Raw genomic sequence first — 21,107 nt, 5'->3', positions numbered from 1 at the left:
CATGTTTCATTTTCCGCAGGGACCGCCGCACCTTGAATGACGGCGCCGCGAGACCGGGAGGAAGACATGCCGCACACTGACCAGGGCCAGAGCCAGGACAAGACGCTCGACGTCATCACGATCGGCCGCTCGTCCGTCGATCTCTACGGCCAGCAGCTCGGCACGCGGCTGGAAGATACCGCCTCCTTCGCCAAATCCGTCGGCGGCTGCCCGGCCAACATCGCCATCGGCACCGCCCGCCTCGGCCTCAGGTCCGCGCTGATCACCCGCGTCGGCGACGAGCAGATGGGCCGCTTCATCCGCGAGCAATGCGCCCGCGAAGGCGTGAATGTGGAGGGCATCAGGACCGACAGGGAGCGGCTGACGGCGCTCGTGCTGCTCGCCATCGAATCCGAAGGCGTCTCGCCGATGATCTTCGTGCGCACCGACTGCGCCGACATGGCGCTCGACGAGGGCGACGTGGACGAGGCCTTCGTGCGCTCCTCCCGCGCCGTGCTCGTTTCCGGCACGCATTTTTCCCGCCCCAACACCGAGGCCGCCCAGCGCAAGGCGATCCGCATCGCCAGGGAGAGCGGCGGCAAGGTCATCTTCGACATCGACTACCGCCCGAACCTCTGGGGTCTTGCCGGCCATGCGGAAGGCTTCGAGCGCTACGTGAAATCCGACCGCGTCTCCGCCATCATGAAATCCGTGCTGCCGGATTGCGACCTCATCGTCGGCACGGAAGAGGAGATCATGATCGCCTCGGGCGCCGACGACGTGCTCTCCTCGTTGAAGGCGATCCGCGCCGTCTCGGCGGCGACGATCGTGCTGAAGCGCGGCGCCATGGGCTGCATCGTCTATGACGGCCCGATCTCCGACGACCTGGAGGACGGCGTCGTCGGGCAGGGTTTCCCCATCGAGGTCTACAACGTGCTCGGCGCGGGCGATGCCTTCATGTCGGGCTTCCTGCGCGGCTGGCTGAAGGGCGAGGATCACAGGACCTCCGCCACCTGGGCCAATGCCTGCGGCGCCTTCGCCGTCTCCCGCCTGCTCTGCTCGCCGGAATATCCGAGCTGGGACGAACTCGCCTTCTTCCTCGCGAACGGCAGCAAGCACCGGGCGCTGCGCAAGGACGAGGCGATCAACCACATCCACTGGGCGACCAACCGCAAGCAGGACGACATCCCGCTGCTGATGGCGCTTGCCTGCGACCACCGCATGCAGCTCGTCGACGTCGCCGACGAGCTGAAGGTGCCGCACGAGAAGATTTCCGAATTCAAGCGCCTGACCGTCAAGGCCGCCGCACGGGTCGCGGACGGCCGTCCCGGCTATGGCATGCTGATCGACGAGCGCTTCGGCCGCGACGCCTTCTTCGACGCCGCAACGCAGAATTTCTCCTGGCTCGGCCGGCCGGTCGAGCTGCCGGGCTCCAAGCCGCTGCGCTTCGAGTTCAGCCAGGACATCGGCTCGCAGCTCGTCGAATGGCCGCTCGACCATTGCATCAAGTGCCTGTGCTTCTATCATCCCGACGATCCGGCCGCGCTCAAGACGGAGCAGCAGGAGAAGCTGCGCGCGCTCTTCGAGGCCGCGCGCCGCGTCGGACGCGAACTGTTGATCGAGATCATCGCGGGCAAGAACGGGCCGCTCAAGGATGATACGGTGTCGACGGCGCTGCAGGAGCTCTACGATCTCGGCATCAAGCCGGACTGGTGGAAGCTGGAGCCCCAGGCCTCCAGCGGCGCGTGGGAGAACATCGAGGCCGTCATCGCGAGGAACGACGCCTATTGCCGCGGCATTGTGCTGCTCGGCCTCGAAGCGCCGACCGAGGAGCTGGTGAAGGCCTTCGAGGCGACCAGGGTGGCGCCGGCCGTCAAGGGCTTTGCCGTCGGCCGCACGATCTTCGTCGACGCCGCGCGCGCCTGGATGGCCGGCAAGATCGACGACGAGGCGGCGATAGCGGACATGGCCGGCCGCTTCCGCGCGCTGACCGACGCCTGGCTGCGGACGCGCGGCCTTTAAGGGACAGGGCAATCCCGCAAGACGCGTGGCGGTTCGCCCCGTCAGGGATTGCGGCAATGAAGAGAATTCGGGAGGAAGACCATGGCAAAGACGATCCGGCTGACGATGGCGCAGGCCGTCGCGCATTTCCTGAAGGCGCAGATGACGGTCGTGGATGGCAGGAAGGTGCCGATCTTCGCCGGCGTCTGGGGCATTTTCGGCCACGGCAACGTCGCCGGCATGGGCGAGGCGCTCTATCAGGTGCGCGAGGACCTGCCGACGCTCCGCGCCCACAACGAGCAGGGCATGGCGCATGCCGCCGTCGCCTTCGCCAAGGCGAGCTTCCGCCAGCGCTTCATGGCCTGCACGACCTCCATCGGCCCCGGCGCGCTGAACATGATCACCGCGGCGGGCGTCGCCCATGTCAACCGCCTGCCCGTGCTGTTCCTGCCCGGCGACGTCTTCGCCAACCGCATTCCCGATCCGGTCCTCCAGCAGATCGAGAATTTCGGCGACGGCACCGTCTCGGTGAACGACGCCTTCCGCTGCGTCTCGCGCTATTTCGACCGCATCACCCGGCCGGAGCAGATCATCCCCGCACTGAAGCGCACCATGCAGGTGCTGACCGATCCGGTCGATTGCGGGCCGGTGACGCTCTCGCTCTGCCAGGACGTGCAGGCCGAAGCCTATGACTATCCGGCGAGCCTCTTCGAAGAGAAGGTCTGGACGCACCGCCGGCCGCGTCCGGACAGCGACGAGCTTGCCGCCGCCATCGCCACGCTGCGCAAGGCGGAAAAGCCGCTGATCATCGCCGGCGGCGGCGTGCTCTATTCGCAGGCGACCGCCGAGTTGAAGGCCTTTGCCGGCATGCACGGCATTCCGGTCGCCGTCACCCAGGCCGGCAAGTCGGCGCTGCCGGACGACCATCCGCTCTGCATGGGCTCGATCGGCGTCACCGGCACCTCGGCCGCCAATGCGTTTGCCGAGGAGGCGGACGTCATCCTTGCCGTCGGCACCCGCATGCAGGACTTCACCACCGGCTCCTGGGCGCTTTTCAAGAACGACGCCGTGACGATGATCGGCCTCAACACCGCCGCCTTCGATGCCGCCAAGCACAACAGCCAGCCGCTCGTCGCCGATGCGCGCGAGGGCCTGACGCTGCTGTCCGAGGCGCTCGGCGGCTGGAAGGCGCCGGCCGCGGTGGAGGCGGCCGCAAAGTCGCGCAAGGACGAATGGATGGCCGCCGCCAGCCGGGCGACCGCCGCCACCAACGCGGCCCTGCCCTCCGATGCGCAGGTCATCGGCGCGGTGCAGCGCGCGATCGGCGGCGACAATTCGGTTCTCGTCTGCGCCGCCGGCGGCCTGCCGGGCGAGTTGCACAAGCTGTGGCGGGCCAACAGGCCCGGCGGCTACCACATGGAATACGGCTTCTCCTGCATGGGCTACGAGATCGCCGGCGGCCTCGGCGTCAAGCTGGCGCGGCCGGAGGCCGATGTCGTCGTCATGGTCGGCGACGGCTCCTACATGATGATGAACTCCGAGCTGTCGACCTCCATCATGCTCGGCCAGAAGCTGACGATCGTGGTGCTCGACAACCGCGGCTACGGCTGCATCAACCGGCTGCAGATGGCGACCGGCGGCGCGAACTTCAACAACCTCCTGAAGGACTCGATGATCGAGACGATGCCGGACATCGACTTCAGGGCGCATGCCGAAAGCATGGGCGCGGTCGCCGTCAAGGTCTCCTCCATCGCCGATCTCGAGACGGCCATCCAGCAAAGCAAGGGCAACGACCGCACCTCGGTGATCGTCATCGACACGGACCCGCTGATCACCACCAAGGACGGCGGCCACTGGTGGGATGTCGCGGTTCCGGAAGTCAGCGCGCGCGACGAGGTCAACAAGGCGCGCGAGGCCTATGTGAAGGCGCTCGAAGCCCAGCGGATCGGCTAGGACAGAAAACGCCCCCTCTCCCCTCCGTCATCCTCGGGCTTGACCCGAGGATCCACCCACACGGCACGCCGAAGAGAGTGGCGACGGAAGAGAGGGAGGGAGAGAAACAAGGACAAGGGAGGCCGTTGCCTCCTGCAAGGAGACGATGATGAAAGCCAAACTCGGCATGTCGCCCATCGCGTGGTGGAACGACGACCTTCCGGAGCTCAGCGACGACGTATCCCTGGAAGAATGCCTGCGGCAATCCCGCAGTGCCGGCTTCACCGGCATGGAAAAGGGCCGCCGCTTCCCCGAGGATCCGGCGGTCATGCTGCCCATCCTGCGCGCGGCCGACGTGACGCTGTGCGGCGGCTGGTTCTCCGGCACGCTGGTCGACGAGGAGCTTGCGGTCAACAAGGACCGCATCCTCCCGATGATCGAGCTGTTCAAGGCGGTCAACGCACCCTGCATCGTCTATGGCGAAGTCGGCCGCTCCATCCAGGGCGACCGCTCCAGGCCGCTTGCCACCAAGCCGCGCCTTTCCGACGACGAGATGAAGGCCTATGGCCGCCGCCTCACCGAATTCGGCGAATGGTGCGCCGGTGAGGGCATGCCGCTTTCCTACCACCATCACATGGCCGCCGTCGTCGAGACCGAACCGGAGCTCGACGCCTTCATGAAGAATTCGGGCGAAGGCATTCCGCTGCTGCTCGATGCCGGCCATCTCGCCTTTGCCGGCGGCGACGTGCTGCGCGCCATCGACAACCACCACGCCCGCATCAACCACGTGCACGTCAAGGACATCCGCCGGTCCGTGGTGGACGGGCTCGACCGCACGAAACAGTCCTTCCTCGACGCCGTGGCGCTCGGCGCCTTCACCGTTCCGGGCGACGGCTCCCTCGATTTCGGCGCCATCGTGCAGCGTCTCGCCGATCACGGCTATGAAGGCTGGTTCGTCGTCGAGGCCGAGCAGGACCCGCGCAAGGCGCCGCCGCAGAAGATGGCCGAGGTCGGGCATGCGGAATTGATGCGCGTCATGACGGCGGCGGGCTATACCGTGGAGACGGAAGGGTTTCCGAAAGGATAACCCTTCCCCCGATGCCGACTGAAAGGAAGAAGCCCATGTCGACCCTGCTCATCAAACCCGAAGGCAACCATGGCCGCGTCAGCCATGTGACGCCGGAAAGCGCCGGCTGGACCTATGTCGGCTTCGACCTGCACCGCATGAAGCCGGGCGAGATCCTGGCGGCCGAGACGGGAAGCCGCGAGGTCTGCCTCGTGTGGATCTCCGGCAAGGGCAAGGCAACGGCGGCGGGCGAGGATTTCGGCATCCTCGGCGAACGCATGAGCCCGTTCGACGGCGCGCCGCACGCGCTTTATATCCCGGCCGATTCCAACTGGTCGGTGACGGCGGAGACGGACCTGGAACTCGCCGTCTGCTCGGCGCCGGGCGGCGGCGACTACAGAGCCAAGGCCATTCCGCCGGGCACGCATCCGAAGGTCAGCCGCGGCAAGGGCTCGAATGTCCGGCATGTCCACAACATCATGCCGGAAGACGACAATTCGGCCCATTCGCTGCTCGTCGTGGAGGTGATCACGCCGAGCGGCAACACCTCCTCCTACCCCTCGCACAAGCACGACCAAGACAACCTGCCGCATGAAAGCTTCCTGGAGGAGACCTACTACCACCGCCTCAACCCGCCGCAGGGCTTCGCCTTCCAGCGCGTCTATACGGACGACCGCTCGCTCGACGTGGCGATGGCGGTGGAGGACGGCGACGTGACGCTGGTGCCGAAGGGCTACCATCCCTGCGCCACCATCCACGGCTACGACCTCTATTATCTCAACGTGATGGCCGGGCCGAAGCGGGTGTGGAAGTTCCACAACGCCAAGGAGCACGAGTGGCTGCTCGCCTGAGGAAGTCCCTCACGCATAAGCCCGCTCTACCCGATGGCCATCCTCACCCGGGGCGTGGATGGTCGGGTCAAGCCCGACCACGACGGAGGAGAGGTGGTGGAGCGGCCCGCCTGGTGACGGCTACCGCTTCCACCTGCGCGTCAGGCCCCAGGTCTTGGCGATCTCCAGCGTCGAGGAAAAGCCGGCCTCCAGCATGAAGGGCTCGGTCGCGGCGGCGTAACCGCCGCCCTCCCCGCGTTCCACCGGCGTTCCGTGGCCCATGCCGTCGATTTCGTGGAAGGTGACGAGGGGCCTGCCCTCCTTGTCCGGCCAGATGCGCGTGCGGCGGCCCTTCATGCGCTTTTCCACGAAGGCCTCCTTCGGCAGGCGATAGAGGTCGCGCCATTGCTCGACCAGGGCGAGGCCGTTCGACAGGGCGACGGTTTCATCCGCCGTGCCGTGCCAGATGGAGATGGCCGGCTTGCGCGAGATGCGTGGGGAGACGGTGCGCACCAGCTCGCTCCATTCGCGCGGGCTCCTTTCCGGCGCCTCGCCCATCGCGTCGAAGGCGCGGGTGGCGTCGCGCGCGGCGCCGAAGGGCAGGCCGGCGATGATCGCGCCGCCGGCAAAGAGCTCGGGATAGTTGGCGAGCATCGCCGCCGTCATCGCGCCGCCCGCCGAAAGGCCGGTGATGAAGACGCGCTCCGGGTCGCTTGCCGCCCGGCCGGCCGCATAGGCCACCATCTGGCGGATCGACATCAGCTCGCCGCGGTCGCGCGTCACCTCGCTCGGCCGGAACCAGGTGAAACAGCGCCGCGGATTGTTCGCCTCGCGCTGCTGGGCATAGACGACCGAAAAGCCGCGCTCTTCCGCCAGCGACGCCCAGCCGGCCGCGCGATCGTAGCTCTCGGCATCCTGCCGGCAGCCGTGCAGCACCAGAACGAGCGGCCGTCCGGCCGGAAGGTCCTCCGGAATGTGCTCGAACATCAGAAGGCAGCCGGGATTGCTGCCGAAGCCGGTGACTTCGGCAAGCCGGGAGGCGCCGGGCGGGCGGCGGCGGGCGGCAGGCGCCTTGCGCTCGGGGTTGCGGTGAAACGGCCAGAACAGGTCTCCCAGCCGCGCTTCGGTCGGCAGCAGCCGCTCGACCGATCGCTTGAAGCGGTCCCGCATGCTTGGCCTCTCTTTCGTGGAATTGCTCATCGTCAGGTTATTTGCTCATCAGGCGGGGCAGGATCAAGGCGGAACGGGAAAAATGCGGGGGACGGCTCATTCTCCAGGCTCATGAGGGCATTCATAAATAGCCAAAGCGTTTGCCGATCCGGTTCGTTCCCGACCTTTCGGAGAGGGGCAAGCTGATGTAGCACTTCTGCAACGACAAAACCGCGACAGGAGGACATCCATGAGCGAGCATCACAGCGCCACCCCGCAGCAGGCCCGCGCCAAGATGGCGCCCTTCGACTGGGCAGACCCCTTCCTCCTGGAAGACCAGCTCACCGACGAAGAGCGCATGATCCGCGACACGGCCCGCGCCTATTGCCAGGACAAGCTCGCCGCGCGCGTCACCGAGGCCAACCGCCACGAGATCTTCCACCGCGAGATCATGAGCGAGATGGGCGAGCTCGGCCTGCTCGGCCCGACGATCCCGGAGGAATATGGCGGCGTCGGCGCCAACTACGTCTCCTACGGCCTCGTCGCCCGCGAAGTCGAGCGCGTCGATTCGGGCTACCGCTCGGCCATGTCCGTGCAGTCCTCGCTCGTGATGCACCCGATCTTCGCCTACGGCACGGAAGAGACCCGCAAGAAGTACCTGCCGAAGCTCGCCTCCGGCGAATGGGTGGGCTGCTTCGGCCTCACCGAGCCCGACCACGGTTCGGACCCCTCCTCCATGATCACTCGCGCGAAGAAGGTCGACGGCGGTTACCTGATCTCCGGCGCCAAGAACTGGATCACCAATTCGCCGATCGCCGACGTCGCCGTCGTCTGGGCGAAATCCGACGCGCATGACAACAAGATCAAGGGCTTCGTGCTGGAACGCGGCATGAAGGGCTTCGAGACGCCGAAGATCGAGGGCAAGTTCTCGCTGCGCGCCTCGGTGACGGGCATGATCATGATGCAGGACGTCTTCGTGCCCGAAGAGAACCTGCTGCCCGAGGTCGCCGGCCTTGCCGGTCCCTTCGGCTGCCTCAACCGCGCCCGCTACGGCATCGCCTGGGGCGCCATGGGCGCCGCCGAGTTCTGCTGGCATGCCGCCCGCCAGTACACGCTCGACCGCAAGCAGTTCGGCCGGCCGCTCGCCGCCACGCAGCTCATCCAGAAGAAGCTCGCCGACATGGAGACCGAGATCGCCCTCGGCCTGCAGGGCGCGCTTCGCCTCGGCCGCCTCTTCGACGAGCACCGCGCCCCGGCCGAGCTCATCTCGCTGATGAAGCGCAACAATTGCGGCAAGGCGCTCGACATCGCCCGCGTCTCGCGCGACATGCATGGCGGCAACGGCGTGTCCGACGAATACGGCGTCATCCGCCACGTCATGAACCTCGAGGCGGTCAACACCTACGAGGGCACGCACGACATCCACGCCCTCATCCTCGGCCGCGCCCAGACAGGCCTCCAGGCCTTCCAGTAAGCCGCAGCCCCATACCCGTCCGACGGCCGCTCGTTCAAATGCGAGCGGCCGTCTTCACCTTTCCTCCATCCCGTTTCGATACAATCGGCAGCGAGCCACAGGAGCGGGAGGGAGCCATGCCCCTCGAACACGTCCACGACCAGCTTCGCCTGCGCCACCCCAAGCGCAGTTTCGTCCAGTATCGCATCGACAGGCCGGGCTTCGTCACGCCGATCGGCCACCATCTCAGCACGGCGATGCGCTATACCTGCCTCATCCGCAGCATTTCCAGCGCCGGCGCGGTGCTCTCCATCAACAAGACGCTGACCCTGCCGGAAAACTTCTACCTGGAGATCCACGGCATCCGCGACGAGATCCCCTGCACGGAATTCAAGCGCGACGGCGAGGAGCTGGTGGTGCGCTTCAACATGTTCCTCGACACGGACTTCCTCGACCTCGTGCTCGGCCGTGCGCCCCAGGACCACCGCGCCTGAGCGGCGCCCTTGCGGAAGATCGAACGTCTAAACTTTTAAGCATTTGTTTTAATGAAACAAAATACTCGCCTGCGACACTCTGCCCGTCTCTGTCGGACATGACGTCCCCTTTGGGAGAAAGCGGCAATGAGTGACGACGCCAAGAAGCGCTCCGGCGCGGGCCTCTACGAGCGGAAATGGGAGCGGTTCGCTGTCAACCGACAGGGCATGCTGATGACCGTGGGTTTCGACCTGATGGCGCCCAAGACGCGCCACTGCAAACTGATCGACATATCGCTCGGCGGCGCGAGTTTCACCGTCGGCACGACGATCGGCCTGCCGCTGCACTATTACCTCTCCATCGTCGGCGTCGCCTCGCGCATCGGCTGTGCGGAGGTCTACCGCAACGACAACCGCATCGGCGTCCAGTTCATCAAGGAGATCGACGAAGAGCTCCTGCGCATGATCGTACGGTCCGATTATTTCACCGGCGGCATCACCGGCCGCCTCAAGCAGCCGGAACGGCGCTACATGGTGGGCGTCGAGAAGGGCGGCGTCGGCTCGGCCACCAACTGATCGTTTCGCGCCACGACATTATTGGCTAGGCTGCCCGCCGGGAACCGATTCCGGCGCCGCGCCTTCCCGGCGCATCGGCCTCGGCGGCGTCCCGCATCCGTGTCGATCGATCCCAGGCAGGCCCCATGTCCGCATTTTCCCGCTTCACCGCCCTCGCCCAGTCCCTGCCCGCAACGGTGCCCTTCGTCGGGCCGGAAGCCATCGAGCGCAACCGCGGCCTTGCCGTGCGCGCCCGCATCGGCGCGAACGAGAGCGGCTTCGGCCCGGCGCCGTCCGTCCTGGCGGCGATCAGCGCTGCCGCCGGCACGACCTGGATGTATGCCGATCCGGAGAATTTCGACCTGCGGGAGGCGCTTGCCCTCCATCACGGCATTTCGCGCGACAACATCGCGATCGGCGGCGGCATCGACGGGCTGCTCGGCGAGATCGCGCGGCTGGTCATCGAGCCGGGCACGCCGGTCGTCACCTCGCTCGGCGGCTATCCGACCTTCAACTACCATGTGAACGGGTTCGGCGGCCGGCTCGTCACCGTGCCCTATGTCAAGGACCGGGAGGATCTCGACGGCCTTCTCGACGCCGTGCGGCGGGAGAATGCGCCGCTCGTCTATTTCGCCAATCCGGACAATCCGATGGGGAGCTGGTGGGATGCCGACAGCGTCGTCTCCTTCGCGCGGGCGCTGCCGGAAACGACGCTGCTCATTCTCGACGAGGCCTATGGCGAGACGGCGCCGGCGGGCACCATTCCCCCGATCGGCGCGCTGATCGGCCAGCCGAACATCCTGCGCATGCGCACCTTCTCGAAGGCCTACGGCCTTGCCGGCGCGCGGATCGGCTATGCGATCGGCACGCTCGGCAATGCGCAGGCCTTCGACAAGATCCGAAATCATTTCGGCATGGCCCGGATCTCGGTCCAGGCGGCGCTCGCCGCGCTGAAGGATCAGGCCTATCTTGCGGACGTCATCGCCCGTATCGCCGCCGCCCGCGAGCGCATCTCGCAGATCGCGCGGTCCAACGGCCTTGCTCCCCTCGCCTCCGCCACCAATTTCGTCACCATCGATTGCGGCCGGGACGGCACCCACGCCCGCGCCATTGTCGACGGCCTGATGGAACATGGCGTCTTCATCCGCATGCCGGGCGTCGCCCCCCTCAGCCGATGCATCCGCATCAGCGTCGCGCCGGATGACGATATGGCGTTGCTGGAGGAGGCGTTGCCGCTGGTTTTGAAGCGAATAGCGAATAGTGAATAGCGAATTGGGGGCGGTGCCGTCTCCACGGTCTTCTTTACGCTTCCCTATTCGCTACTCCCCATTCGCCATTCGCCCATCAATGAACCGTCATCCACTCGCGCGCTGCACGCAGCGCCAGGGCGAGGTCGGTCTTCGTCATCGTCGCGGCAAGGTCGGCGCGCAGCTCCGCGGCGCGTTCGCAACCCTTGATGGCGGCGATGTTGAGCCATTTGTGCGCCTGCACCACGTCGACGGCGCAGCCGCGGCCGGTGGCATACATGAGGCCCATGTCGCAGAAGATCTCGGCGCGGTTCTCGCCGCCCGTCATGGCGGCCGTTTCGGTGTTCTGAAAGTCAAAGCGTGCCATTTCGATTGTCCCTGTCTACCTGGTTTTCTGCTCGTATTGTCCTGTTTTACCTGCCCTTTCGGGCCTCCTTGGGCGCCTGCCGTCTTCAGCGGCCTTGGTCTTCCTTCAGAGTTTTTCCGGCGGGTTTTCCCTGCTCGTCTTATGGCTCCACTATGCCGCGGGCCTTTCAAAATGCGCTTAAAATGCATGCTTAATTTGAGACAAACAAAGTCCAAACGCTTGGTAAAATTGGGTTTTCATTAAACATCAAAGGCGCTGGAAACCGCCGCATTCGCTTCAAAATTTACCGATTGTTCAACCGGCGATTTCAACCTTTCGCTAACCACGCAAACCGGTCGGGTTTTTCCGCAATGCAATTCTCCGGGTCGCCGGCGCCGGAAAAACGCATGCAGATCCATTCTCCGCGCATATTTACCTTTACGTTCGCGTAAGATATTGTCGGCGCGCATTCTGGAGGAGGAAGAGAATGAACCTGAAGACATGGATCGCCGCCGCCCTGCTCATCGTCCCGGGCGCGGCCCTTGCCGCCGAGCCGATCGAGGGCACCTGGAAGACCGCCAGCGGCGAGACCGCGGCGATCGCCAAATGCGGCGGCAGCTTCTGCATCACGCTGAAAACCGGGAAATTCGCCGGCAAGCGTATCGGCAAGCTGGAGGGCGCCGGCGCGGATTATACCGGTTCGATCACCGATCCGGCGGCCGACAAGACCTATAGCGGCTCCGGCTCGGTGAGCGGCAATTCGCTGAAGATGAAGGGCTGCGTCCTGAAGGTGCTCTGCAAGTCGCAGACCTGGTCGCGGCTTTGAACCGCAAGGATTGAGGAAACCGGCCGGCGCCCGGGCGCCGGCATTCGGCTTTCCGCGCGACTTTCAGCGCGCCGTCAGGGCCTGCTTGCCCTTGCCCGGGCCACAATCTGCATCTCCACATGAAAGTACCGGCTCCCCGGCCGCATGCCGGGCTCACAGCCGCCCGGGCTGGCCAATTCCCCCGCCCGATCAGGGCCGCTCCCGGCATGCCCGCCTGCCCCCGCTCAAAGCCCTCCCGAAGGCCGATCACAGCTTTCCTGAACGGGAGATGAACCGGCCTCTCAGGGAGCGTTCAGTCCCGCAATGCGACAAGGGTCACACTGAAACATGTCAATGAGGGACGACACCATGGACATCCTCGCACGCCGCCTGACGATCATCACCCTGCTGATGGCCATTTTCGCGATCATGCTCGCCGCCGCCGTCGAGACCGACTACCGCCGCAGCACGCACAACACGACCGGCAAGTTCGTCGCCTGCGCGACGCCGGACATGTGCCGCGCCTCGCTCTGACACTTCTTCCAAGACACCTGGACACGCCGAGATGACGACCGCCCTTGCCCATACCTGCGCCACCGCCATGCGCATCCTCGCCCTCTCGGCGATGATGATCGCCCCGGTCGGTGCGCTCGCCTGGAGCAATGCCGGCGGCCTCGGCATCGAGAAGCAGGGGGCGGGCCTCGTCCTCTTCGTCACGCTCCAGCGCCAGTCGATGAGCTGAGAATACGCTTTGCCCTCCCGCCATCCGTGCTAAACGGGTCAGGCCAGCGCTTCCCCTTTCCCGTCGTCACCGATCCGAAACGGGCAGGCGCAAGTCGACATGCCTGAGCCCGGAGCCGCGGATGAAATCCCTCCTTGTCTTTTCCCTCGCGGCCCTTGCCGAGATCGCCGGGTGCTTTGCCTTCTGGGCCTGGTGGCGGCTCGACAAGTCCATCCTGTGGCTCGTTCCCGGCATGGCCTCGCTCGCGCTTTTCGGCTGGCTGCTGGCGCAGGTCGACAGCGCCTTTGCCGGGCGGGCCTATGCGGCCTATGGCGGGGTCTATATCGCCGCCTCCCTCCTCTGGCTCTGGTTTGCCGAAGGGCTTCGCCCCGACCGCTTCGACGTGGCCGGCGCGGCGCTGGCGCTCGTCGGTGCCGGCGTCGTCCTCGCGGCCCCGCGCTAGGACCAATCGCCCTTCAGCCCCGTCCGGCCTCGGCTGAAGGGCGATTGGTCCCGGGGCTTGCGGGCGCGCCGAACTTGTCGTTTGCTTGTCAAAAAACAACACCTATAGTGATTCATGAGCAAACGAATCTTCTCCCCCAAGCCTCTTTCCTTCGCGACACCCGAGCCCTACGAGCCGCAATCCTTCGAGGATTCCACGGCCGCCGTCGATGCCCTGCAGGCCCTCTACGACCGCAACACGACCTTCCTGACCGACGCCTTCGTTTCGCTCGGCAGGAACGGCACGCCGGACAAGCGCTTCCGCGCCTGCTATCCGCAGGTCTCCATCGAGACGACCAGCTTCGGCCATGTCGATTCCCGCCTGTCCTACGGTTACGTCGCCTCGCCCGGCGTCTACACGACCACCATCACGCGGCCGAAACTCTTCCGGCACTATCTCAAGGAACAGCTCGGCCTTTTGATGCGCAACCACGGCGTTCGCGTCATCGTCTCGGAATCGACGACCCCGATCCCGCTACACTTCGCCTTCGGCGAAGGCGCCTATGTGGAGGCGGAGATCGCCGAGGGCATCGAGCTTCCGCTGCGCGATCTCTTCGATGCGCCGGACCTCACCACCACCGACGACGAGATCGCCAACGGCGCCTATGAGCCCGGTCCCGGCGAACCCTCGCCGCTCGCGCCCTTCACCGCGCAGCGCATCGATTATTCGCTCGCCCGCCTCAGCCACTACACGGCGACGAGCGCCAACCATTTCCAGAATTTCGTGCTCTTTACGAACTACCAGTTCTATGTCGACGAATTCTGCGCCTGGGCGCGCCTGCAGATGGCCGAGGGGGGCAACGGCTATACGGCCTTCGTCGAGCCCGGCAACATCATCACGCCCGCCGGCGCCGACATGCCGGAGACCGACCTGACGCTCGCCCGCCTGCCGCAGATGCCGGCCTACCACATCAAGAAGAAGGGCCATGGTGGCATCACGCTGGTCAATATCGGCGTCGGCCCCTCCAACGCCAAGACGATCACCGACCATATCGCCGTGCTGCGTCCGCATGCCTGGCTGATGCTCGGCCATTGCGCGGGCCTCAGGAACAGCCAGACGCTCGGCGACTACGTGCTCGCCCATGCCTATGTCCGCGAGGACCACGTGCTGGACGACGACCTGCCGGTCTGGGTGCCGATTCCGGCGCTCGCCGAAGTGCAGGTGGCGCTGGAAAGCGCCGTCGAGGAGGTGACGGGCCTCGAAGGTTATGACCTCAAGCGCATCATGCGCACCGGCACCGTGGCGACGATCGACAACCGCAACTGGGAACTGCGCGACCAGCGCGGCCCCGTCAAACGCCTCTCCCAGTCCCGCGCCATCGCGCTCGACATGGAATCGGCCACCATCGCCGCCAACGGCTTCCGCTTCCGCGTGCCCTACGGCACGCTGCTGTGCGTTTCCGACAAGCCGCTGCACGGCGAATTGAAGCTGCCGGGCATGGCGACGGCCTTCTATCGAACGCAGGTGAACCAGCATCTGCGCATCGGGATCCGGGCGCTGGAGAAGCTGGCGGGCATGCCGACGGAGAAGCTGCATTCGCGCAAGCTGAGGAGCTTCTTCGAGACGGCGTTTCAGTGACTTTGTTGTAAGGGACCTCGCCTTGGTGTATGATCTTCCTGTTTCATACACATGCGAGGTTGCCATGCGCACAAACATCGATCTCGATGACGATTTGATTGCGAAAGCAAAAGAATTCACCGGCCTGCCCACGAAGAAGGCTATCGTGGATCTGGCGCTTCGTGAACTCGTGCAAAATTGCCAGCGCCGCGAAGCTCTCGAAAACCTTCGCGGCATGGGCTGGGAGGGCGACCTCGACGAGATGCGCACGGATATCGATCCGGACGAAGAATTGCTTCCAGACGCTGCGGAATGATCGCTGTCGATAGTTCTGTCTGGATCGCGCTGATCCACGACCGCGATACGCCCGAGGTCATGCGGCTCAGGGCAATTTCGAACCCGGCACAAATCATCGTTGGCGATATCGTCTTATTGGAAGTTCTGCGCGGGGCTCGTAGCGATAAGCATGCGACCGACCTGCAGAAAGAGTTGGCGGCCTTCGCGCAAGCCGCGATGCTTTCGCCAGAAATTGCAGTAAAAGCCGCCGCGAATTTCCGCCTTCTCCGTTCAAAGGGCATCACCATCCGCAAGACCGCCGATCTCATCATCGGCACCTATTGCATGGAGCATGGCTACAGCCTGCTCCATGCAGACAGGGATTTCGATCCGATGGCCGAGCATCTCGGCCTTCGGATCGCCTGAACTTCTCAGGCCGTCAGCACTTTCCACGCATGCTCCAGCCCCTTGCGGGTGATGTCGATCATCTGGTCGACTTCCGCGTGGGTGATGACGAGCGGCGGGGAGAAGAGCATGCGGTCGCCGGTGGCGCGCAGCACGAGGCCGTTTTCCAGGCAATGGTTGCGCACGGTGACGCCGGCCTTTTCCTTGTCCTCGAAGCGTTTGCGGCTCGCCTTGTCCTCGGCGAGCTGGACGGCGGCCATCAGGCCGACCTGCTGGACCTGACCGACGATCGGCAGGTCCTCCAGCGATTTGAGGCCTGCGGCGAGATAGGGGCCGATATCGTCGTGCACGCGCTCGACGAGCTTTTCGTCCTCGATGATGCGCAGGTTCTCCAGCGCCGCGGCGGCGCAGACCGGGTGGCCGGAATAGGTGAAGCCGTGGTTGAAATCGCCGACTTCTTCCACCAGCACATTGCCGACGCGGTCGGACACCATGACGCCGCCGATCGGCAGATATCCGGAGGAAAGGCCCTTGGCGATCGGCGCGAGGTCAGGCTCCACGCCGAAATGCTGGTGGCCGAACCAGTGGCCGGTGCGGCCGAAGCCGCAGATCACCTCGTCGGCGACGAGCAGGATGTTCTTCGCCTTGCAGATGCGGGCGATCTCCGGCCAGTAGGTGGCCGGCGGCACGATGACGCCGCCCGCGCCCTGGATCGGCTCGGCGACGAAGGCGGCGACATTGTCTTCACCGAGCTCGTCGATCTTCTCCTCCAGCTGGCGGGCCATCTTCAGGCCGAATTCCTCCGGCGAGAGGTCGCCGCCCTCGGCATACCAGAAGGGCTGGTCAATGTGGTGGATGCCCTCGATCGGCAGGTCGCCCTGCTCGTGCATCCACTTCATGCCGCCGAGCGAGGCGCCGGCAACAGTGGAGCCGTGATAGCCGTTCTTGCGGGCGATGATCGCCTTCTTGGTCGGCTTGCCCATGGCGCCCCAATAGACGCGGGCCATGCGGAACCAGGTGTCGTTGGCCTCCGAGCCGGAGCCCGTGAAGAAGACGCGGTTGATGTTCGGGCCGGCATGGGAGGTGATCTTCTGGGCGAGCAGCACGGCCGGCGGCGTCGTCGTGCCGAAGAAGGTGTTGTAGTAGGGCAGCTCGTTCATCTGGCGCATGACGGCCTCGGCGATTTCCTTGCGGCCATAGCCGATGTTCACGCACCAGAGGCCGGCGAAGCCGTCGAGATAGCGCTTGCCGTGGTTGTCGAAGATGTAGCACCCTTCGCCGCGCTCGATGATGCGCGTGCCGGTGGCGTTCAGCTTCTTCATGTCCGAGAAGGGATGAAGATGATGGGCGGCATCGAGGGCACCGAGGTTGGAAACGGCTGCTGCACTGCTGTTCGACATTTGACTACATCCTTGGGGGTAGATCCCGCCTTATTGAACGGCGGGACAGAATGGGTTACGAAAATGCCCATACAACAGGCATTTGGCAAGAGATCGAGCGAAAGCAAATTTCTTGTCCATGCTTCCCGCCAAACCGAAGCAGGCACCATGACAAACGACACCAAGGCAGCCGGTTCGCCGCCCGCCAATACCCCGCCCCGTATCGAAATCCTCCTCGTCGGCATGAATGGCGACCTGCGCGGCAAGCAGGTTCCGCCGGAAGGCGAGAAGAAGATCTGGGACGGTTCGGTGCGCCTGCCCTCCTCCACCCAGTCGCTCGACATCTGGGGCGACGACAATGACGACATCACGGGCCTGTCCCTTTCCGTCGGCGACCCGGACGGTGTGTGCATTCCCGACCGCCGCTCGCTGACGGCCATGCCCTGGGCCCCGGAAGGCTCCCGGCAGGTGCTCGCCACCATGCACGAATTCGACGGCTCCCCCTCCTTCATGGACCCGCGCGCCATTCTTGCACGCATGCTGAAGCGCTTCGACGACAGGGGTTTGACGCCCGTCGTCGCGACGGAGCTGGAATTCTACGTGGTGGAGGACGATTTTCGCGTGACCGGCAAGCCCCGCCCGCCGGCGGCGCTGATGTACCGCGACCAGCCGAACGGTTTCCAGCTCTACGACATGCGCGCGACGGATGCGCTCGACGACTATCTCCAGACGGTGCGGGCCTGGGCCAAGGCCATGGACCTGCCCGCCGATGCGACGACGGCGGAATTCGGCCCCGGCCAGTTCGAGATCAACCTCCTGCACCGGCCGGACGCGCTTGCCGCCGCCGACGACTGCATCTACCTGAAGCGCATCGCCGAGCAGGCGGCGCGCCGCTTCGGCCTCAAATCCACCTGCATGGCGAAGCCCTATGCCGACCAGGCGGGTTCCGGCCTGCATGTGCATTGCAGCGTCATCGACCGGGACGGCAAGAACATCCTCGACGCCAGGGGCGGCGAACCGGCAAAGCTGAAATCCGTCTGCGCGGGCATGCTGCAGACGATGCGCGATGCGCAGCTCGTCTTCGCGCCCTTCGCCAATTCCTACCGGCGCTTCCAGCCCGGCTCCTTCGCGCCGGTCGATCTCACCTGGGGGTTCGGCCATCGCGGCACCGCCATCCGCATTCCGGACAAGGACGGCCCGGCGGCGCGCGTCGAGCATCGCGTGGCGGGCGCCGACGTCAACCCGTACCTGCTCTTGACCGCCATCCTCGGCGGCATCCTGCTCGGCCTCGATGAGAATCTCGATCCAGGCCCCGTGACGGAGCCGGGCAAGGACGCGCCGGACGCCAAGCGCCTGACGCACGATTTCCTGACGGCGGTCGAGGAATTTTCAGCCTCGCCCTTCATCCGGGATGCCTTTGGCGCCGAATACCAGAAGCTCTACGGCGATACGAAGCGCAAGGAGGCGATCGTCTACCTGCGCACGGTCTCGGATTTCGACTACCAGACCTATCTGCCGCGGATTTGACGAAAGCGGCACCCGGCCCCTCATCCGGCCTGCCGGCCACCTTCTCCCCGTAAACGGGGCGAAGGAGATATGCCGCACTGGTTTCCTCGGCCAATATTCTTTCGTGGGGCAAGTCCCCTCTCCCCGCTTGCGGGGAGAGGGTTAGGGTGAGGGGCAGCCCGTGACACGGCCTCACGCCGCGGCCGGCTCGGTCGTCGCCATGTTCTTCGCCTGCACCTTCGGCACCATGACCTTCAGTTCGCCCGGATGCAGCCGGATCGAGACGTCGCGGTCCATCGGCAGCAGTTCGCCGTCGATGACGCAGTTGATCGCCCGGTCGACCTTGGGGAAATGCAGGTCGACGGCGGTGCCGGTCATCTCGGTGACGTCGGCATTCTCCCGCAGCTTGCCGCGCAGGATGTCGAAGGCGAGCTTGGCGACACCCGCCGGCTTCAGCGGATTCGTCGTGTAGAAGCCGAGATGGCCGCCGGTGAGGTCATCGGCATAGAGCAGGCCGTTCTCGCCGAAGCGGTTGTTCGAGACGTTGATGGCGGAGACCTTGCGGTGCTCCTCGGCGCCATCGACGGTGAACTGCACCTCGAATTCCGGCGGGTCGAATATGACGCCGACGGCAGCACGGGTGTTGGCGGCGATCTTGCCCATGCGCGAGCGGTAGGTCATGGCGTTGCGCAGGCGCACCATGCGGGCGTGCAGCCCGGCGGAGAACTGGTGCACGAAGGCCCGGTCGTCCGCCGTGCCGATGTCGGCCGCCGCGATGTCGCCGTCCGCAAGCGCGTCGATCGCCTGCCAGATGTCGAGCGGGATGTTCAGCGAGCGGGCAAAGAGGTTCATGGTGCCGGCCGGGATGATGCCGAGCGGCATCCTGTTCTGCCAGGCAAGGCCGGCCGCGGCCGAAACCGTGCCGTCGCCGCCGCCGGCCAGCATCGCGTCGAGATCCGTGCGGTCCGAGCAGCGGCGCAGCGCCATCTCGATATCGGCCCCCTCGACGATATCGCAGTCGAGGTGGTGCCCCGCCTCGTAGAAGACCTTCTCCGCGTGGCGCGCATAGGCCTCCATGTCGGTGGTGCGGAACGTCCCCCCGTCCCTGTTGAATATCGCCTGTACTCTCATTCGCATACTCCGCGTCTTGGCCGAGAACGCCTGATGGGTGATTGTGGATCCCATTAGATAAGCGAGAAAGCGGCGATTAACAGGCGATCGCGCAACAGGGTGCAATAATTCGTGAGCGCGCATGCCCCGGCCAAATGCGGGACGGGTGAAAAATCGCAGTAGGCAGCACGCCCGGCTCTGATATATTGCCGGCCGGTCGCCTGCGTCGGGAGTACGCATGCCGGCCGGACTGTACCTTCCCCATCGTGGCCCTTCCGGCCGGACCATACCGCATCAGCAGCCAGGAGGAGTGGCCGCCCGTGCAGGGTCTGTCACCGGTTTGTCGCGCCTGGGCAATCCCTGCGGAGCCATCCCGTGTCCGAACATGCCTTGCCCCATGCCGCCCTCTCCTCCGGGCAGCCGCCGCTTTCGGCGCTCACCGTCACCCTCATCATCCTGGCGCTCGCCGTCGGCAGCTTCGGCATCGGCACCGGCGAATTCGCCATCATGGGCCTCCTGCCGGATGTCGGCACCACTTTCGGCGTGACGACGGCCGAGGCCGGTTATGTCATCAGCGCCTATGCCTTCGGCGTGGTGGTCGGCGCGCCGGTCATCGCCGTCGTCGGCGCGCGGTTCCGCCGGCGCGACCTGCTGCTCGTGCTGATGGGCCTGTTTGCCGCCGGCAACCTTGCCAGCGCCGTCGCGCCCACCTTCGAGAGCTTCATCCTCTTCCGCTTCCTTTCCGGCCTGCCGCACGGCGCCTATTTCGGCGTCGCCGCGCTCGTCGCCGCCTCCATGGTGCCGGTCAACAGGCGCACGCAGGCGGTCGGCAAGGTCATGCTGGGGCTCACCGTCGCAACGCTGATCGGCACGCCGCTCGCCGCCTTCTTCGGCCAGGTATTCGACTGGCAGTTCATGTTCGTCGCCGTCGGCATCACCGGCCTGCTGACGGTCGCGCTCATCGCCATCTTCCTGCCGCGCGACAAGGCACCGAAGGGCATCAACGCGCTCACCGAGCTCGGCGCGCTGAAGCGCAAGCAGGTCTGGCTGACGCTCGGCATCGCCGCGAGCGGCTTCTGCGGCATGTTCGCGGTCTTCTCCTACATCTCGCCGATCGTCACCGAGGTCGCGGGGCTCCATGTCGGCATGGTGCCGGTCATCATGGCGATCTTCGGCTGCGGCATGATCGTCGGCAACATTTTCGGCGCCAAGCTGGCCGACCTCTCGCTGATGCGCACCATCGGCTGGTCGCTGGCGCTCTATTTCTTCGTGCTGGTCAGCCTGTCGCTGACGGCGGAGAACCCGGTCCTGCTCGGCATCTGCTGCTTCCTCATCGGCTGCAGCTTCGTCGTCGGCCCGGCGCTGCAGACGCGGCTGATGGATGTCGCCGGCGACGCGCAGACCCTCGCCGCCGCGCTCAACCACTCCGCCTTCAACGTCGCCAACGCGCTCGGCGCGCTCTTCGGCGGCATGGCGATCAGCGCCGGCTACGGCTACGGCGCGATGGGCTTCGTGGGGGCGGCGACCGCCGTCGTCGGCTTCGGGGTCTTCCTCGTCTCCCTGGCGCTTGAAAAGACCGAGCGGGCGGCAACGCCGGCCTGCCCGGCCGAGTGATCCGCCACGACCGGAAACGATCTGCGCGGCGCCCGCTTCGGGCGCCGCTTTCGTTTGTGCGCCCTGTTACCAGAGTGACAGGGCCGGGCCGGAACTCTGGTAGACATAGGTCATCGCAACCCGCCGAACGCCTCGAATGAAACGGCGGGTTGCAATCGGAGAACGGTCGAAAGACACTCCGCAGGCCCATGAACGCCCCTG

At 65.6% G+C, this 21,107-nt stretch carries 21 protein-coding genes; 17 read left to right on the top strand and 4 right to left on the bottom strand.

From position 1 onward, the window contains the following. The first annotated feature begins 66 nt into the window (after positions 1 to 66). The 4 genes from MUU56_RS25160 (at position 67) to iolB (ending at position 5,829) form a co-directional block, all read left to right on the top strand. Positions 67 to 2,001 carry a bifunctional 5-dehydro-2-deoxygluconokinase/5-dehydro-2-deoxyphosphogluconate aldolase gene (locus MUU56_RS25160; protein ID WP_244770016.1) on the top strand — a complete coding sequence of 645 codons (1,935 nt, stop codon included), beginning with the start codon at positions 67 to 69 and terminating at the stop codon, positions 1,999 to 2,001. 81 nt (positions 2,002 to 2,082) lie between these two features. Further along, positions 2,083 to 3,933: a 3D-(3,5/4)-trihydroxycyclohexane-1,2-dione acylhydrolase (decyclizing) gene (gene iolD, locus MUU56_RS25155; RefSeq protein ID WP_244770015.1), complete on the top strand. Its 1,851-nt coding sequence runs from the start codon at positions 2,083 to 2,085 to the stop codon at positions 3,931 to 3,933. A 148-nt stretch (positions 3,934 to 4,081) separates the two neighbouring features. Further along, positions 4,082 to 4,999, top strand: a complete 918-nt coding sequence (iolE, locus tag MUU56_RS25150; protein ID WP_244770014.1) for a myo-inosose-2 dehydratase — start codon at positions 4,082 to 4,084, stop codon at positions 4,997 to 4,999. 35 nt (positions 5,000 to 5,034) lie between these two features. Beyond that, positions 5,035 to 5,829: a 5-deoxy-glucuronate isomerase gene (gene iolB, locus MUU56_RS25145; RefSeq protein ID WP_244770013.1), complete on the top strand. Its 795-nt coding sequence runs from the start codon at positions 5,035 to 5,037 to the stop codon at positions 5,827 to 5,829. A gap of 120 nt (positions 5,830 to 5,949) precedes the next feature. Here iolB and MUU56_RS25140 read toward each other — a convergent pair whose 3' ends face one another. Further along, positions 5,950 to 6,978 (bottom strand): extracellular catalytic domain type 1 short-chain-length polyhydroxyalkanoate depolymerase, encoded by a 1,029-nt coding sequence (locus MUU56_RS25140; RefSeq protein WP_244770012.1) that lies wholly within the window; start codon positions 6,976 to 6,978, stop codon positions 5,950 to 5,952. 229 nt (positions 6,979 to 7,207) lie between these two features. On the opposite strand from MUU56_RS25140, the gene MUU56_RS25135 reads away from it, so the two are divergent. The 4 genes from MUU56_RS25135 to MUU56_RS25120 all read left to right on the top strand — a co-directional run bounded on the left by MUU56_RS25135 (position 7,208) and on the right by MUU56_RS25120 (position 10,706). Continuing rightward, a complete protein-coding gene (locus tag MUU56_RS25135) occupies positions 7,208 to 8,431 on the top strand; it encodes an acyl-CoA dehydrogenase (RefSeq protein ID WP_244770011.1) in 1,224 nt (407 codons plus the stop codon). 116 nt (positions 8,432 to 8,547) lie between these two features. Further along, on the top strand, positions 8,548 to 8,904 hold the full coding sequence (locus tag MUU56_RS25130; protein ID WP_244770010.1) for a hypothetical protein: 357 nt from the start codon (positions 8,548 to 8,550) through the stop codon (positions 8,902 to 8,904). Between the two features lie 126 nt (positions 8,905 to 9,030). Continuing rightward, complete coding sequence (locus tag MUU56_RS25125; protein WP_244770009.1) at positions 9,031 to 9,459, top strand: PilZ domain-containing protein; 429 nt, start codon at positions 9,031 to 9,033, stop codon at positions 9,457 to 9,459. Positions 9,460 to 9,584: 125 nt separating this feature from the next. Further along, a complete protein-coding gene (locus MUU56_RS25120; protein WP_244770008.1) occupies positions 9,585 to 10,706 on the top strand; it encodes a pyridoxal phosphate-dependent aminotransferase in 1,122 nt (373 codons plus the stop codon). Between the two features lie 76 nt (positions 10,707 to 10,782). Here MUU56_RS25120 and MUU56_RS25115 read toward each other — a convergent pair whose 3' ends face one another. Further along, the gene (locus MUU56_RS25115) at positions 10,783 to 11,052 is read right to left on the bottom strand and encodes an SEL1-like repeat protein (protein ID WP_024270734.1); all 270 of its coding nucleotides are present in this window, start codon (positions 11,050 to 11,052) and stop codon (positions 10,783 to 10,785) included. A gap of 466 nt (positions 11,053 to 11,518) precedes the next feature. Here MUU56_RS25115 and MUU56_RS25110 point away from each other — a divergent pair, with 466 nt between their 5' ends. The 7 genes from MUU56_RS25110 (at position 11,519) to vapC (ending at position 15,318) form a co-directional block, all read left to right on the top strand. After that, a complete protein-coding gene (locus tag MUU56_RS25110) occupies positions 11,519 to 11,857 on the top strand; it encodes a DUF2147 domain-containing protein (protein WP_244770007.1) in 339 nt (112 codons plus the stop codon). 348 nt (positions 11,858 to 12,205) lie between these two features. Then, a complete protein-coding gene (locus MUU56_RS25105) occupies positions 12,206 to 12,370 on the top strand; it encodes a hypothetical protein (RefSeq protein WP_244770006.1) in 165 nt (54 codons plus the stop codon). 31 nt (positions 12,371 to 12,401) lie between these two features. Further along, positions 12,402 to 12,578 carry a hypothetical protein gene (locus MUU56_RS25100; RefSeq protein ID WP_244770005.1) on the top strand — a complete coding sequence of 59 codons (177 nt, stop codon included), beginning with the start codon at positions 12,402 to 12,404 and terminating at the stop codon, positions 12,576 to 12,578. Between the two features lie 121 nt (positions 12,579 to 12,699). Then, positions 12,700 to 13,020: a YnfA family protein gene (locus MUU56_RS25095; RefSeq protein ID WP_244770004.1), complete on the top strand. Its 321-nt coding sequence runs from the start codon at positions 12,700 to 12,702 to the stop codon at positions 13,018 to 13,020. 114 nt (positions 13,021 to 13,134) lie between these two features. Beyond that, entirely contained in the window at positions 13,135 to 14,637 is a 1,503-nt protein-coding gene (locus MUU56_RS25090) for an AMP nucleosidase (protein ID WP_244770003.1), read from the top strand. Positions 14,638 to 14,701: 64 nt separating this feature from the next. Further along, positions 14,702 to 14,932: a type II toxin-antitoxin system VapB family antitoxin gene (locus tag MUU56_RS25085; protein ID WP_244770002.1), complete on the top strand. Its 231-nt coding sequence runs from the start codon at positions 14,702 to 14,704 to the stop codon at positions 14,930 to 14,932. Next, the gene (gene vapC / locus MUU56_RS25080) at positions 14,929 to 15,318 is read left to right on the top strand and encodes a type II toxin-antitoxin system VapC family toxin (RefSeq protein WP_244770001.1); all 390 of its coding nucleotides are present in this window, start codon (positions 14,929 to 14,931) and stop codon (positions 15,316 to 15,318) included. Before MUU56_RS25085 ends, vapC begins: the two co-directional genes overlap by 4 nt. 5 nt (positions 15,319 to 15,323) lie before the next feature. Here the strand turns inward: vapC and MUU56_RS25075 are convergent, their stop codons facing one another. Next, positions 15,324 to 16,697, bottom strand: coding sequence for an aspartate aminotransferase family protein (locus MUU56_RS25075; protein WP_244770000.1), 1,374 nt, complete (start codon positions 16,695 to 16,697; stop codon positions 15,324 to 15,326). Positions 16,698 to 16,844: 147 nt separating this feature from the next. On the opposite strand from MUU56_RS25075, the gene MUU56_RS25070 reads away from it, so the two are divergent. Next, positions 16,845 to 18,203 carry a glutamine synthetase family protein gene (locus tag MUU56_RS25070; RefSeq protein ID WP_244769999.1) on the top strand — a complete coding sequence of 453 codons (1,359 nt, stop codon included), beginning with the start codon at positions 16,845 to 16,847 and terminating at the stop codon, positions 18,201 to 18,203. Between the two features lie 171 nt (positions 18,204 to 18,374). On the opposite strand, the gene MUU56_RS25065 is transcribed toward MUU56_RS25070, so the two are convergent. Further along, positions 18,375 to 19,313: a diacylglycerol/lipid kinase family protein gene (locus MUU56_RS25065; protein ID WP_244769998.1), complete on the bottom strand. Its 939-nt coding sequence runs from the start codon at positions 19,311 to 19,313 to the stop codon at positions 18,375 to 18,377. Between the two features lie 354 nt (positions 19,314 to 19,667). On the opposite strand from MUU56_RS25065, the gene MUU56_RS25060 reads away from it, so the two are divergent. Beyond that, positions 19,668 to 20,906, top strand: a complete 1,239-nt coding sequence (locus MUU56_RS25060) for an MFS transporter (RefSeq protein WP_244769997.1) — start codon at positions 19,668 to 19,670, stop codon at positions 20,904 to 20,906. Positions 20,907 to 21,107: the final 201 nt, after the last annotated feature.

The sequence above is a fragment of the Shinella yambaruensis genome, assembly GCF_022899355.1.
In the GTDB taxonomy this organism is placed as follows: domain Bacteria; phylum Pseudomonadota; class Alphaproteobacteria; order Rhizobiales; family Rhizobiaceae; genus Shinella; species Shinella yambaruensis.
This window is presented reverse-complemented; position numbering and strand designations above follow the sequence as displayed.

Excerpts from the sequence above, each read along its gene's own strand:
- MUU56_RS25105 (WP_244770006.1), top strand. The coding sequence starts at position 12,206 with ATGGACATCCTCGCACGCCGCCTGACGATCATCACCCTGCTGATGGCC.
- MUU56_RS25085 (WP_244770002.1), top strand. The coding sequence starts at position 14,702 with ATGCGCACAAACATCGATCTCGATGACGATTTGATTGCGAAAGCAAAA.
- MUU56_RS25120 (WP_244770008.1), top strand. The coding sequence starts at position 9,585 with ATGTCCGCATTTTCCCGCTTCACCGCCCTCGCCCAGTCCCTGCCCGCA.
- iolD (WP_244770015.1), top strand. The coding sequence starts at position 2,083 with ATGGCAAAGACGATCCGGCTGACGATGGCGCAGGCCGTCGCGCATTTC.
- MUU56_RS25115 (WP_024270734.1), bottom strand. The coding sequence starts at position 11,052 with ATGGCACGCTTTGACTTTCAGAACACCGAAACGGCCGCCATGACGGGC.
- MUU56_RS25090 (WP_244770003.1), top strand. The coding sequence starts at position 13,135 with ATGAGCAAACGAATCTTCTCCCCCAAGCCTCTTTCCTTCGCGACACCC.
- iolE (WP_244770014.1), top strand. The coding sequence starts at position 4,082 with ATGAAAGCCAAACTCGGCATGTCGCCCATCGCGTGGTGGAACGACGAC.
- MUU56_RS25095 (WP_244770004.1), top strand. The coding sequence starts at position 12,700 with ATGAAATCCCTCCTTGTCTTTTCCCTCGCGGCCCTTGCCGAGATCGCC.
- MUU56_RS25140 (WP_244770012.1), bottom strand. The coding sequence starts at position 6,978 with ATGCGGGACCGCTTCAAGCGATCGGTCGAGCGGCTGCTGCCGACCGAA.
- MUU56_RS25065 (WP_244769998.1), bottom strand. The coding sequence starts at position 19,313 with ATGAGAGTACAGGCGATATTCAACAGGGACGGGGGGACGTTCCGCACC.
- MUU56_RS25125 (WP_244770009.1), top strand. The coding sequence starts at position 9,031 with ATGAGTGACGACGCCAAGAAGCGCTCCGGCGCGGGCCTCTACGAGCGG.
- MUU56_RS25130 (WP_244770010.1), top strand. The coding sequence starts at position 8,548 with ATGCCCCTCGAACACGTCCACGACCAGCTTCGCCTGCGCCACCCCAAG.
- MUU56_RS25160 (WP_244770016.1), top strand. The coding sequence starts at position 67 with ATGCCGCACACTGACCAGGGCCAGAGCCAGGACAAGACGCTCGACGTC.
- MUU56_RS25135 (WP_244770011.1), top strand. The coding sequence starts at position 7,208 with ATGAGCGAGCATCACAGCGCCACCCCGCAGCAGGCCCGCGCCAAGATG.
- vapC (WP_244770001.1), top strand. The coding sequence starts at position 14,929 with ATGATCGCTGTCGATAGTTCTGTCTGGATCGCGCTGATCCACGACCGC.
- MUU56_RS25075 (WP_244770000.1), bottom strand. The coding sequence starts at position 16,697 with ATGTCGAACAGCAGTGCAGCAGCCGTTTCCAACCTCGGTGCCCTCGAT.
- MUU56_RS25070 (WP_244769999.1), top strand. The coding sequence starts at position 16,845 with ATGACAAACGACACCAAGGCAGCCGGTTCGCCGCCCGCCAATACCCCG.
- MUU56_RS25100 (WP_244770005.1), top strand. The coding sequence starts at position 12,402 with ATGACGACCGCCCTTGCCCATACCTGCGCCACCGCCATGCGCATCCTC.
- MUU56_RS25110 (WP_244770007.1), top strand. The coding sequence starts at position 11,519 with ATGAACCTGAAGACATGGATCGCCGCCGCCCTGCTCATCGTCCCGGGC.
- iolB (WP_244770013.1), top strand. The coding sequence starts at position 5,035 with ATGTCGACCCTGCTCATCAAACCCGAAGGCAACCATGGCCGCGTCAGC.